Below are 12,949 nucleotides of genomic sequence, written 5' to 3'. Positions count from 1 at the left end.
GAAGCAGGCCAGACGCAAGCCACAAAAAACGCGCCCAGAGCAGGCGCGTTTCATTGTGTTTTCAAAACCTTACTCTGGGATAGAGAATATCTGTCCCGGATAAATCAGGTCAGGATCCCGGATCGCGTCCTGATTGGCTTCAAACACCCGGACATAGAGCAGCCCATCGCCATATCTTTCGCGCGAGATCGCCCAGAGCGTATCGCCCTTTTGCACCGTCACAGCGCGGATTGGCGGCGCCGCCCGGGCCGGACTGTCCCCTGCCACAGCAGCGGGCATCAGGGCCTCGGGAGATTCTCGCTTGAACGGAGTTTCCAGACGGCTCAGGACTTTGCCCGCGCCATCCAGCTCATCCAGACGCAAGGTATAGATCCCCGGCTCCACATCCTGCAGCTGGCCTTTCCAACGGCCGTCTTCGGCGGTCTGGATATCACCCACCGGGCTATTGTCCAGATAGACACGCACCCGGGAGAGCCGACCAGCGCGGCCGGCAAGCTGCACATCGCCCTCGTCGCTATAACTGATGATATCGAGGGACACTTTGCCCAACAATTCGGGCGCGATCGGAGTTGCCGGCTGAACAAGCTCAACCCCATCGGCATCCGCCTTGAGAATGGCCATCAAGACCGGCGAAGACTTTGGCTGCGGCCTTGGCTGCGGCACAGTCTCAACCACGGGCTCGGCCACAGTCTCTGCTACGGTCTCTGTCACGGGCTCGGCTACAGTCTCGGCTACGGCCTCAGTCACAGCTTCTGTCACAGCTTCTGTCACAGGCGGGGACACCGGTTGCGGTATCACCGCTGCTGTTGCGACAGCGCTTACCGGTTTGTCTTCGGCCTGCGCAACCTCGACCGGCTGGTCTGTGACCGCGGCGGGTGGCTCTGCCGTTGGATCTTCGGATAGCGAGCTGGCCTCGGCTACGGCGACAGCGGTGCTTGCCTTGGCGGTCACATCCGGTGCTGCAACGGCTGGCGCGGCGGCCTCGGTGACCGCATCGGGAGCAACACTGCCGCCTTGCACCTCTGGCGTCACATCAGCCTGGGCAACATCCTGCTTCGATGGTGGTTCACTGGCTGTCGCCACCACCGAAACGGCGGCGCTGGGGGCCAGAATAAAGGTGGCATCCGACATCACCAACTGACCATTGAAAGCCGCCTGCAAAGACACAACCCGGGCCTCGGCACTGGGGTCAATCGACGAGAACGACACGAATTCGCCGCCATTCGGCACCTCGAACTGGTCCAGAACCTTGCCGTCCAGCAAAACCGAGACCAACACGCCCACCTGCGCCCGTCCGGCAATCAGGCCAGCACCGTCGGCATCAAAGCGCACCAGATCCAGCTCTGGGGCGGTCAGAACAAAGGTCTCTTCCCTGGCGTCTTCAGGAGGTGTGATTTCAGGTTGGGCAAGCGCTGTGGTCACCATCTCCTCAGGGTTCTCCTGCGGGGGCTCCAGCTTGACAGGATCGCTTGCCTCTGTCGGCGCATCCGGGATTTCCACCACAGTCTCGGTGACGCTGCTTGCAACCGGCGGGGCGGTACCCACCACAGATCCTTCGGCGCTTAGCTCTGTTTCGGCAATATCTGCAACCACATCAGCCTGTTCGATTGTAACCGTCGGCGCATTTGTATTGGCAGGCTCTGATACAGCGGCAACATCCGGCGTTCCGGCGTCAGGCGCCACCTGTTGCGCGGTCACAACCGGATCAACAACGGGCGGTTCGGAGTTGAAAACCCCGAATTGCACCAGCACCACACCGCCAATCACCACCGCCGCAGCCGCGATGCCGCCAATTGCCAGGCCACCCAGCCCTCCGCTTCCGGCTGTTCCCGCCATTGTATTCCCTTCCATCTGCGGGGGTGTCCCTCCCGCTGAGTTGAGCCAATCTATCAGCCTCGGCAGAGGGGGTCAAAACACGTCTTGTTGCCCCCGGCGCCAATCGTGCAAGACCACCTCCGGCCTGTAAAATTCGCTCGTATGTATTGCGGATCTTGCTTTTGGGCAATGGCGGCCTATGGCAAAGCAGCACAAGCCCGTGAACACGGGCTTGCAGAGCACACAAGCAAAGCTATGGCTTGGGGACGAGCAGGGGCTGGCAGGGCTATTCGCTCAATCGCTGCAGCAGAGCCTCATTTACTCTGGGCGTGACAAATTTGGACACATCACCCCCCAGCCGGGCGATTTCCTTGACCAGCTTGCTGGCAATCGCCTGATGCCGGGCCTCGGCCATCAGAAACACCGTCTCAACCGAGCTGTCCAGCGCCCGGTTCATTCCAACCATCTGATATTCATACTCGAAATCAGCGACCGCCCGCAGTCCCCGGACAATGATCTGGGCGCCGACGTCGCGGGCACAGTCAATCAGCAGGTTTTCAAACGGGTGGGCCACAATTTCAGTGCCGGTCTCATCGCTCAGCGCGACACATTCCGCCTCGATCATCGCGACGCGTTCTTCGAGGGAAAACATCGGCCCCTTGTCGCGATTGATCGCCACCCCAATGACCAGTTTGTCCACCAATGCGGTCGCACGACGGATGATATCGACATGGCCAATGGTAATGGGATCAAAGGTACCTGGGTACAAAGCAACGCGCATGGCGGCCTCCTGCTGAGTCAATTATGCTGCACACGCAAACACATTTGCGCCGTGCAGCACAAGAGGGGGAAAATACTGAGACCCCGCCTGAGACCTAATGCCCCATGATCATGCCTTCCAAAGCACTCTTCTCCATCGCGACCTGCGACAGCTGCGCTTTGACCACGTCTCCCAAACTGATCAGCCCGATCAGTTTATCGTCTTCGATCACCGGCATGTGGCGGAATCGTCCGTTTGTCATCTGCTGCAGGATCTGGCCGACATTGTCGTGGCTGGTGCAGGTGATCAGTTTGCGGGTCATATAGCCGCTCACTTTTTTGTCCAGACAGCCGCCACCGGATTTACCCAATTCACGGACGATATCGCGCTCGGACAAGATCCCATCGGCATGTTCCCCATCGGAGGACACAACGACGGTACCGATCCGGCGATCTGATAACAATTTTGCGGCTTCGGAAATGCTGGCGTCCGGGGAGATGGTGACAACCCCTTCGCTCGCCTTGGATTTCAGAATTAAGTGAACTAGCATGGGCGCTCCCTCTGAAATTTTACTTCGTATTTCCAAGGGTTGCCGCAATAGACCGCAGTGTCAAGTCAACCCTTCCAAACGCACCACTTCGTCGCGGATACCTTTGCTCAGCGCCTCGGCAAAACGGTTCAAACGTTCGCTGCGCTGATCCGCCTGATGACGAACAAGATAAAAGCTGCGGGTCAGGCTGATTTTGTCCGCAAGAACTTTGCGCAGCGGCCGATAAAACGGCAGCGTGAAATCATGCGCAACACATAAGGCAGTCCCCTGCGCCGCCATCTTCAACTGAACCGAAACAGAGTTTGAGGCAAGCGCGACACGCTCAATGCCGATATCACGCAGATAATCCAGCTCTCGGTCGAATATCATATCGGGAATATACCCGATCATTTTATGCGCCTTCAAATCGTCGAGTGTCTGAATTTTTGGGTGCTGTTTCAGGTAATGACGCGAGGCCACCATGTGCAGTTTATAGTCACTGATTTTTTGCACCAATAGCTGGCCCGCAGTTGGCGCACTCACGGTCACAGCCATATCCGCTTCCCGGCGTCCCAGATTAATGACCCGCGGCAACGCGACGATCTGAATATCCAGGTCCGGGTTGTCTTCCGCGATCTGCGCACAAACCTGCGGCAACAGGTAATTTGCACTGCCGTCCGGGGCGCCAATGCGAATTTGCCCGGACAGGGTCTCGCTGGGGCCGTTCAGGGTTTCCTTGGCCGCCCGCATCGCCTGCTCTGCCTCTTCCGCATGGACCAGCAAACGATCCCCCGCCGAGCTGAGCGCATAGCCCTGCGGCGACTTCACAAACAACTGGGTGTCCAGTGCGATTTCGAATCTGGCCACCCGGCGCCCGACTGTGGCCGGGTCCATGTTCAAAATCCGCCCAGCGCCGGACAGGCTGGCCTCGCGCGCCACTGCCAGAAAAACTTTCATGTCGTCCCACTGCGGATCTGAACTCATCATTGTCATTGCCCCGTTCAACTTCTGCTGACGTTTTGCGTTCCTGCAAAACCTGTTTGGAATATTTCCTCTTTTCCATTGATTTTTGCAAGCCTATGGTGCCCCCAACCGAAAAAAGGAGCCTCCAATGCAAGAGTTGACCCACTACATCAACGGCGAACACGTCAAAGGTACGTCCGGACGATTTGCTGATGTATTCAACCCAGCCACCGGCGAAGTACAGGCCCGGGTGCCTTTGGCCTCCAAAGAAGAGATGGACGCCGCTATTGCCATCGCCAAGGCGGCGCAACCAGCCTGGGAAGCGGTAAACCCCCAGCGTCGTGCCCGTGTCATGATGAAATACGTGACACTGCTGAACCGCGACATGGACAAACTGGCCGAGGCCCTGAGCCGCGAGCACGGTAAAACCATCCCCGATGCCAAGGGCGACGTACAGCGCGGCCTGGAAGTTGTCGAATATTGCATCGGCGCGCCACAGATGCTGAAGGGTGACTTCACCGACAGCGCCGGCCCCGGCATCGACATGTACTCCATGCGCCAGGCGCTGGGTGTGTCGGCGGGTATCACTCCGTTCAACTTCCCAGCAATGATCCCCATGTGGATGTTTGCGCCAGCCATCGTTTGCGGCAACGCCTTCATCCTGAAATCATCCGAGCGCGCACCAACAGTGCCTTTGATGCTGGCTGAACTGCTGGAAGAAGCAGGCCTGCCAAAAGGCATCATTCAGGTGGTCAACGGTGACAAAGAAGCCGTCGATGCGATCCTCTACAATGACACCGTGCAGTCGGTTGGCTTTGTGGGTTCAACCCCGATTGCCGAATATATCTATGGAACCGGTTGTTCCCAGGGTAAGCGCGTTCAGTGCTTTGGTGGCGCCAAGAACCACATGATCATCATGCCCGACGCCGACCTGGACCAGGCCGCCGACGCGCTGATCGGTGCCGGTTACGGCGCGGCTGGCGAACGCTGCATGGCGATCTCGGTTGCGGTGCCTGTTGGCAAAGAAACCGCCGACAAGCTGATCGAAAAGCTGATCCCGCGGATTGAGAGCCTCAAGGTCGGCCCTTACACCTCGGGCAATGACGTCGATTACGGTCCGGTTGTTACCGGTGCAGCCAAAGAAAACATCCTGCGTCTGGTTGAAACGGGTGTCGAGCAAGGCGCCACACTGGTGGTCGACGGACGCGATTTCTCGCTGCAGGGCTACGAGGACGGCTTCTTTGTTGGCCCGCACCTGTTCGACAACGTCACACCCGAGATGGATATCTACACCAAAGAGATCTTTGGCCCGGTGCTGACAACTGTGCGTGCAGAATCCTATGAGGAGGCCATCCAGCTGGCGATGGACCACGAGTACGGCAACGGCATCGCGATCTATACCCGCGATGGTGACACCGCCCGCAACTTTGCCAACCGGATCAATGTTGGCATGGTCGGCATCAACGTGCCAATCCCGGTTCCATTGGCCTATCACACCTTTGGCGGTTGGAAGAAGTCGGTGTTTGGTGATCTCAACCAGCACGGCCCGGATGCGTTCAAGTTCTACACCCGCACCAAAACCGTGACTGCACGCTGGCCCTCGGGCATCAAAGAAGGCGGCGAGTTCTCTATCCCAGTGATGGAATAAGCTCCGCCTCTAGACTGACTTAAAGAATGGCCGCAGATTGCTCTGCGGCCATTTTCATTGCGCTCAGAGCAATCTGACCTGCGTGCCCACCTGTACCAGCTCATACAGGTCTTCCACATGCTGGTTGTATAGGCCGATGCAGCCGGACGAGCTTTGCCGACCAATCTTGCGGGTATCATGGGTGCCGTGAACCAGATAAGCCGGCCAATCCAGATACATGGCGCGGGTGCCCAGCGGGTTGCCGGCACCGCCCTCCATCCGCAATGGCAGCGACGGATCCCTCTCGCGCATCGATGCCGTCGGGGTCCAGCTGGGGTTCTGCGCCTTGCGGACCACCTTGCTGTAACCGCGCCGGGTCAGCTCTTCGGTTATCGGCACCGAGGATGGGAACAGCCGATAGGTCACCTCGTCACCGCCCCAGTAATGCACCGCCCGGCTGCTGATATCCGCCAGCAGGCAGCCAACCCCCAGCGTCTCAAAGTGATCTTGCCACTGCTGCTTTTGAAACGCCGAAATGTTGCGCTTGACCGGCACCACCTGTTCGATGGGGCTCTCATCAGCCGGAAACGCATCCACCGATTGCGCCCGCAGGATCGACGGCGTCATTAGCGTAGCGGCAGCGCCCATCAGCGCGTAACGGCGGGTCACAGGGGTGTTTGACATTTTGCCTCCGAAGGGGGTTGTTTGGCGGTCTGATACTGCGCCGACCATACTAAAGCCATGCGACATAAACAGTGAACCAGCGCACACAAGCCCGTGTTTCACAGGTTTGTGTAATCCCCGTGAGCAGCCCGCCGGTCGCCGCCTGACGGCAAATCAGCCGCTATTGACCCCGGCTCCCTGCCGCGCTCTTATCGCCTGGGCTGAAACAGATTTAATCACAGCCTGTCCTTGCGGGAGGTATTCATGCAGCAGCCCATTCAGCTCTATTACTGGCCAACCCCAAACGGATGGAAAATCTCCATCGCGCTGGAGGAAATGGGCCTGCCCTACCGGCTGAACCTGATTGATATCTCCAAGGGTGATCAGTTTGGCGTCGATTTCCTGAAGATCGCCCCCAACAACCGGATGCCGGCCATCACCGACCCGGATGGGCCAGACGGCGCCCCCCTGTCGCTGTTCGAGAGCGGCGCGATCCTGATGTATCTGGCGCGCAAGACCGGGCGGTTCTATGGCGCTGATGAGCGGGCCCGCCTACAGGTCGATCAATGGCTGATGTGGCAAATGGGCGGGCTCGGCCCAATGGCCGGTCAGGCGCATCATTTCCTCAAATACGCCCCAAAAATGGACCCCCCGCAGGATCTCCCCTATGCCAAAGACCGCTACCGGGCCGAGGTGGCGCGGCTTTATGGCGTGTTGGACCGGCAGCTGGCGCAGAACACCTATGTCGCCGGTGCGCATTTCACCATCGCCGATATGGCTATCTGGCCCTGGGCCTCGCTCTGGCAGGGGCAACAGCAAACGCTTGAAGACAAACCACATCTGGCGCGCTGGTTGGACCTGACCGGCAACCGCCCCGGGGTGATTGCCGGTCAGGCGTTGGCGCTGGAACTGCGCGGCGCCCCGCAAAGCAAAGCGGTGCAGGATCTGTTGTTCAAACGCTAGCAACCAGCCCGCAGCGCGCCCCCGGCGCGCTGCCACGCCCAAGGCTTGGTGTCACATCTGTGATGTGATGACCAAGACGCGGGAGCCATTGGTCTACCTATTCAGCTGGTCTACCTATTCAGCCGCGTCCGGGCTGTCTTTACTCTCTTCGCCGTATTTCTGGAACAGGCCACTTTGCGAGATGAAGAAAATGAAAACGCCCGCCGTCAGCCCGAAGGTCTTGAAATAGACCCAGTTTTCGGTGCTCTGACTCCGCCAGATGGCCTCGTTCAGCAGCGCCAGCCCCAGAAAGAAGAAGCACAGCCGTTTGGTCAGGATCATCCAGCCCTCCTGGCGCATCGGCAGCACCTCCTCCATCACTACCTTCAGATAGCTTTTGCCACGCAGCAGGCCAAAGCCCAGCACGCCGCCAAACAGCAGGTAGATCATCGTCGGCTTCATCTTGAAAAAGCGGTCGTCATTGAGCCAGACAGACAGGCTGCCCATGACAATGACCAGCACCAGCGTCACAATCTGCATCTTCGACAGGTGGCCGGTCAACTTCCACAGAATGGCCGAGGACAGCACCATCAATGGGATGAAAGCCGCGGTCACAATGATAAACCCCTGGTACTCTGTGCCCGCAATCAGAAAACTAATGTCTTTCAGTTTCAGGTAGCCGATAAAGAACGCCACGATGGGGCCCATTTCCAGCGCCATCTTCAGCATCGGGTTGATCTTGGTCTTGGCCATTGCCTGTCCTTTTGTTGCATCTTTCCGGACGCGCCGTGCAAGCGCCGCCTTATCCGCCCATCTCCACTATCACGGCGCCCAGCGCGATCAAAGCCATCAAGGCAATGCGCCGCGGGCCGACGGTCTCTTTCAGCACCAGCCAACCGATCAGCGCCGCAAACACCGTTGAGGTCTCGCGCAGCACTGCCGCCTCGCCGACCTTATCCAGCCGGGTCGCCAGCATGATCGATCCGAAAGACAAAACCGCCACCACGCCGCCAAAGAAGCCGCGCAGCATCAGTGGGCCCATTGTCGGAGAGTTACTCATCGCGCGGTAGCGCAGAGCGGCATAGAGAGGCATCGCCACCCCGTCGATCATGAAAAACCAGGCCAGAAAGGTGAATGGATCCGCCGTGGCGCGGATGCCATAGGCGTCATAGGTGGTGTAGAGCGCCACAAACAGCCCGGTGATCCCGGCCAGCACAAGGGCAATCACCAGGGTATCGCGGTTGGTTTCCAGATAGCGCAGGTTATAAGCCGCAAGACCAAATATGCCCGCCAGCAGCACCAGTACCCCGGACCACTGGATCAGGCTAAAGCTTTCGCCGAACAGGAAATAGGCACCAATCACCGTAAACAGCGGCCCGGTGCCGCGCACCACCGGATAGACCACGGTGTAGGACCCCTTGGTATAGGCCAGCGCCTGCAGGATTTTGTATAGAGTGTGAATGACCCAGACCGCGGCAAAGATCACCCACATATGCGGCTCTGGCCAGGGCACCACCAGTAGCGCAAACGGAGCCGCCATCAGGCCATAGGAGAAATCGATGGCGCCGCGCGACAGCCAGGGATCATGGCGGCCTTTTTGCAAGGCGCCAAATATCGCATGCAGCACCGCCGCCATCAGCGCCAAAATCAGCGCCGCTTGGTGACCTGCTTCGGTGCCTTCCAGAGAAATAAGCCAGTCGCTCATGCTATTCGCCTTACGTCAGGCCGGTCGCGCCGGGGGTTTTCCACCCCCGGACCCCCGGAAGGTATTTTCAACAAGAAGAAAGGGTTTAGGAAAGATCCACCCCGGTAAGGGCTGCGGCAAACTCCTGCGGATCAAAAGGGGCCAGATCGTCGATCTGTTCGCCAACACCAATCGCGTGGATGGGCAGGCCGAATTTGTCGGCCAGCGCCACCAGCACACCGCCCCGGGCGGTGCCGTCCAGTTTGGTCATCACCAGACCCGACACATCCGAGATCTTCTGGAACACTTCGACCTGGTTCAGCGCATTCTGGCCGGTGGTGGCATCCAGCACCAGCAGAGTGTTATGCGGCGCGGTGGAATCGACCTTGCGGATCACCCGGACGATCTTGGCCAGTTCCTCCATCAGATCGGCGCGGTTCTGCAACCGGCCGGCCGTGTCGATCATCAGCAGGTCGGCGCCGTCTGCCTGGGCTTTGGTCAGCGCATCAAACACCAGCGAGGCCGGGTCTGATCCCTCGGGGGCGGTGAGCACCGGCACCCCGGCCCGGTCGCCCCAGACCTGCAGCTGTTCCACCGCGGCGGCGCGAAAGGTGTCACCGGCGGCGATCACCACCGATTTTCCGGCCGCCTTGAACTGGCTGGCCAATTTTCCGATGGTGGTGGTTTTGCCGGATCCATTGACGCCAACCACCAGCACCACCTGCGGCCGATTGGAATAGATCGGCATCGGTTTGGCGACGTTTTCCATAATGCGGGCGATTTCTGCCGCCAGCAGCTGTTTGATCTCAACCGTAGACAACCGTTTGCCAAAGCGTCCCTCGGCCATATTGGCAGTGACCCGCAGCGCGGTGTCCACCCCCATATCGGACGCGATCAGCAGCTCTTCGAGCTGTTCCAGCATGTCGTCGTCCAACACCCGGCGGGGTTCGTCCGCCTGGCGCCCCAGCAGACGGCCTAACACGCCCGGAGAAGCAGACTGGGAGGTGGTCTGGGAGGCGGGCTGGGACGGGGTTTCTGGTGCAGTCTGAACGGCCGGGCCAGTCGCCGGGCTTGCAGCGGCAACGGCACCCGTCTCGTCGACAATTGCGTCCAGCCCCTGGTCCAGTTTCGATGAGGATTTGAACAGCCGGTCTTTTAATTTGGAGAAAAACGCCATCATGGTCTCCGCAAAGGGTTTCGTTCCCACTTAATGCGGATTGCAGGCACATGCAAAGCGCCTCAGGCAAATGCGACAAAAAACCCAAGCTGGGCGCCCCAATAGGTCACCCAGACAATATAGGGCGTGACCCGCAGCGCCGGGTGATTCTTGGGCAGCAGGAAAATCTCGCTGGCCAGCAGCAGATCCGACAGAATGAAGCTCAGGGCTGCCGGCAGTAGCCAGATCAAGGCGCCCTGTGCTGGCAAGCTGAGCGCTGCCACGCCCATGCCCAGAATAATCGGAATGTAACACAGCACTGGCCCCTTTAGTGCGCCTGCGCGGGGCGCCAGCAGCCAGGCCATCACAAAACCGATACAAATCATTGCCAGCATCAGTGCCAGTTGCGGCGCCTCTGTCAGGCGGGCCCAGGCGCTGTCAGCCTGGCCCAGAAACAGAGCGATATAGCCCAGATGCCCCAGCGCGAAGGCGCCGATGCCAGCCATGAAATAGCCCTCTCCGTCGCGCGACAGGCAGAAATCTCCGACCGCGCAGGCCAGTAGCGCCAGGATCAGCAGCGGCGGCGCTGCGCTTTGGCTTGCGGCCAGTGCCAGCAGCGCCACCGCCGCGGTTTTGGTTGCGCTGCGCAGAGCCGACTGGGCTAGGCGAACCTGCCAAAGAAAGGCCACCGCACAGAGCAATGCGGCTGCCAATAAGATGTTTTCCAATGCCACCGGGCGTCTCCTTGCGGTTTTGCGTCGTAGCCTGCCCTGTCAACCGGCGCGGGTCAAAGGTGACGCTACACCCCCCTGCAACCTTGCCATGCCCATAGCCCGATGCCGGTTAATCTGGCACAGTTGCCCCATGCGTGCCTGTTTGATGATTCCCCTGGTCCTGTTGCCTCTGTTGCCCGCCGCGCTGAGCGCCGGTGAAGCGATGACAGGCGAAGCGTTTGACCGCTACACTCTGGGGCGCACCCTGTATTATGGCATTGATGGCAGCACCTATGGGGTTGAGCGGTATTTGCCAGGCCGCCGGGTGTTGTGGTCTTTTCTGGACGGGCGCTGCGAGGAAGGGCACTGGTACGAAGACGCCGGCCAGATCTGCTTTATCTACCAGCATCGCAGTGATCCCCAATGCTGGCGCTTTTCACTGGAACAACAGGGATTGGTGGCCAGGTTCGAGAGCAACCCGGAGGCCACCGAACTGTATGAGGTCGAGGATCTGGATGAAGAGATGCTGTGCTATGGCCCAGACGTCGGTGTCTGAGGCAACCTCCGGGATTTGAGTATTTTCGGCAAAAAGAAACCGGACGGCGGTGCTTAATCCGCGCCCCCCCCAAACTGGACTTTGCCGTCGGAAAATTCGATTTCCAGCGCCACTGCCGCCTGCGCATCGAGTGTATTGGTAATCAATTGCCCTTCGCTGCGCACCACCGCATAGCCGCGCTGGAGCGTCGCCCGGTAGCTGAGGATTTCCAACTGGCGGCTGCTGCTGTCAAGGTTTTGTCGCAAGCGATCCCACCGAATACCCTGCGCCTGTCTGAGCCGTTGGCTGAGAGACTTGAGCTTGTCCATTTGCGATGACACTTCGCGTTTCAAAGGCAAAAGAGACAGTTTGGCAGCGGTTTTTTCCATTTCGCTGCGACGGCGAGCAACGTGATTTTCCAGTGTTTTTGGCCGCAGGCCGGCCGATGTTTGGCTCAGCAGAACCCGGCGGTTCTGCACCCCCCGGATCAGCGCGTTGGGCAATTTATCGGACAGGATATCCAGCTTTTGGCGCGGCTCGTCCAGCAGCCGTTCGGGTTTGGGCAGGGCCCGCGACAGATCCTTGAGCCGTTGTTTGCGTTGCTGCACCGATTGACCGGTGGCATGAGTCATCCGCGCCCCCTGTTCGCCGGTCCAGGCCAGCAGCTCCAGCCGCACCGGCACTGCCAGTTCCGCCGCTGCGGTGGGGGTTGGGGCGCGTTGATCGGAGACAAAGTCGATCAGGGTGGTGTCGGTTTCGTGGCCGACGGCTGAAATCAGCGGAATTTGTGAGGCCGCCACCGCACGGGCGACAATTTCCTCGTTGAAGCCCCAGAGATCCTCGACCGAGCCGCCGCCACGGGCGACGATGATCAGATCCGGGCGCGGCAGCGCACCGCCGGGGGTGAATGCGTTGAAGCCATTGATGGCGTTGGCGACCTCAGCCGCACAGTTTTTGCCCTGCACCGCCACCGGCCAGACCAGCACCTTGCGCGGGAACCGATCGCGCAACCGGTGCAGGATGTCGCGGATCACCGCCCCCGAGGGCGAGGTCACCACGCCGATGAAGCGTGGCAGATAGGGCAGTGGCTGTTTGCGCTCGGCGGCAAACAGGCCCTCAGATTCGAGCTGCTTCTTGCGTTTCTCCAGCAGCGCCATCAGCGCGCCCTGCCCCGCCACCGAGACTTCTTCGACGTTCATGTTGTATTTCGACTGGGCGCCAAAGGCGGTGAGCCGTCCGGTGACAATGACCTCCAGGCCTTCCTCGGGCACCACGGCCAGTTTTGACACCTGACCTTTCCAGGTGGTGCAGGCCAGCACCGAGCGGTCATCTTTGACGTCATAATACAGATGGCCCGAGCGTGCCGTGAACACCCGGCCCACCTCGCCGCGCACCCGGATGCGGCCAAAGGTGCCCTCGAGCGTGCGCTTTACCTCGCCGGACAGTTCCGAGACGGTGAATTCGGGGGTGTTCTGACCCGGGGTTGGGTCATCAAACAGATCTGACACTGGGCTGTTTTCCTGGGGTTAGGCTTGGTCTGTCGCGCAGCATAGAGGCAGGCC

At 59.7% G+C, this 12,949-nt stretch carries 13 protein-coding genes; 3 read left to right on the top strand and 10 right to left on the bottom strand.

The genetic code is table 11. The features are described 5' to 3' along the window. Nucleotides 1-69: 69 nt before the first annotated feature. From QPJ95_RS13045 to QPJ95_RS13030, 4 genes are all read right to left on the bottom strand, one after another. Nucleotides 70-1,836 carry a LysM peptidoglycan-binding domain-containing protein gene (locus QPJ95_RS13045; protein ID WP_270919942.1) on the bottom strand — a complete coding sequence of 589 codons (1,767 nt, stop codon included), beginning with the start codon at nt 1,834-1,836 and terminating at the stop codon, nt 70-72. Between the two features lie 265 nt (nt 1,837-2,101). Beyond that, nucleotides 2,102-2,596: a pantetheine-phosphate adenylyltransferase gene (coaD, locus tag QPJ95_RS13040; RefSeq protein WP_270919941.1), complete on the bottom strand. Its 495-nt coding sequence runs from the start codon at nt 2,594-2,596 to the stop codon at nt 2,102-2,104. Between the two features lie 94 nt (nt 2,597-2,690). Next, nucleotides 2,691-3,125 (bottom strand): CBS domain-containing protein, encoded by a 435-nt coding sequence (locus QPJ95_RS13035; RefSeq protein ID WP_270919940.1) that lies wholly within the window; start codon nt 3,123-3,125, stop codon nt 2,691-2,693. A 60-nt stretch (nt 3,126-3,185) separates the two neighbouring features. Then, nucleotides 3,186-4,091, bottom strand: coding sequence for a LysR family transcriptional regulator (locus QPJ95_RS13030; RefSeq protein WP_270919939.1), 906 nt, complete (start codon nt 4,089-4,091; stop codon nt 3,186-3,188). Nucleotides 4,092-4,215: 124 nt separating this feature from the next. Between QPJ95_RS13030 and QPJ95_RS13025 the strand changes: the two genes are divergently transcribed. Next, complete coding sequence (locus tag QPJ95_RS13025) at nt 4,216-5,715, top strand: CoA-acylating methylmalonate-semialdehyde dehydrogenase (RefSeq protein ID WP_270919938.1); 1,500 nt, start codon at nt 4,216-4,218, stop codon at nt 5,713-5,715. 63 nt (nt 5,716-5,778) lie between these two features. On the opposite strand, the gene QPJ95_RS13020 is transcribed toward QPJ95_RS13025, so the two are convergent. Then, a complete protein-coding gene (locus QPJ95_RS13020; RefSeq protein ID WP_270919937.1) occupies nt 5,779-6,378 on the bottom strand; it encodes a L,D-transpeptidase in 600 nt (199 codons plus the stop codon). A 243-nt stretch (nt 6,379-6,621) separates the two neighbouring features. On the opposite strand from QPJ95_RS13020, the gene QPJ95_RS13015 reads away from it, so the two are divergent. After that, the gene (locus tag QPJ95_RS13015) at nt 6,622-7,320 is read left to right on the top strand and encodes a glutathione S-transferase C-terminal domain-containing protein (RefSeq protein WP_270919936.1); all 699 of its coding nucleotides are present in this window, start codon (nt 6,622-6,624) and stop codon (nt 7,318-7,320) included. Nucleotides 7,321-7,434: 114 nt separating this feature from the next. Here the strand turns inward: QPJ95_RS13015 and QPJ95_RS13010 are convergent, their stop codons facing one another. From QPJ95_RS13010 to QPJ95_RS12995, 4 genes are all read right to left on the bottom strand, one after another. Continuing rightward, a complete protein-coding gene (locus QPJ95_RS13010; RefSeq protein WP_270919935.1) occupies nt 7,435-8,052 on the bottom strand; it encodes an inner membrane-spanning protein YciB in 618 nt (205 codons plus the stop codon). Nucleotides 8,053-8,101: 49 nt separating this feature from the next. Continuing rightward, nucleotides 8,102-9,004 carry a DMT family transporter gene (locus QPJ95_RS13005; protein ID WP_270919934.1) on the bottom strand — a complete coding sequence of 301 codons (903 nt, stop codon included), beginning with the start codon at nt 9,002-9,004 and terminating at the stop codon, nt 8,102-8,104. A gap of 85 nt (nt 9,005-9,089) precedes the next feature. Continuing rightward, nucleotides 9,090-10,160, bottom strand: a complete 1,071-nt coding sequence (ftsY, locus tag QPJ95_RS13000; RefSeq protein WP_270919933.1) for a signal recognition particle-docking protein FtsY — start codon at nt 10,158-10,160, stop codon at nt 9,090-9,092. Nucleotides 10,161-10,222: 62 nt separating this feature from the next. Beyond that, a complete protein-coding gene (locus QPJ95_RS12995) occupies nt 10,223-10,873 on the bottom strand; it encodes a lysoplasmalogenase (RefSeq protein ID WP_270919932.1) in 651 nt (216 codons plus the stop codon). A 145-nt stretch (nt 10,874-11,018) separates the two neighbouring features. Here QPJ95_RS12995 and QPJ95_RS12990 point away from each other — a divergent pair, with 145 nt between their 5' ends. Further along, entirely contained in the window at nt 11,019-11,408 is a 390-nt protein-coding gene (locus tag QPJ95_RS12990; protein ID WP_270919931.1) for a hypothetical protein, read from the top strand. 53 nt (nt 11,409-11,461) lie between these two features. Here the strand turns inward: QPJ95_RS12990 and xseA are convergent, their stop codons facing one another. After that, a complete protein-coding gene (gene xseA / locus QPJ95_RS12985) occupies nt 11,462-12,895 on the bottom strand; it encodes an exodeoxyribonuclease VII large subunit (protein WP_270919930.1) in 1,434 nt (477 codons plus the stop codon). Nucleotides 12,896-12,949: the final 54 nt, after the last annotated feature.

Origin of the sequence: Parasedimentitalea psychrophila, assembly GCF_030285785.1 — a bacterium.
GTDB lineage: Bacteria > Pseudomonadota > Alphaproteobacteria > Rhodobacterales > Rhodobacteraceae > Parasedimentitalea > Parasedimentitalea psychrophila.
This window is presented reverse-complemented; position numbering and strand designations above follow the sequence as displayed.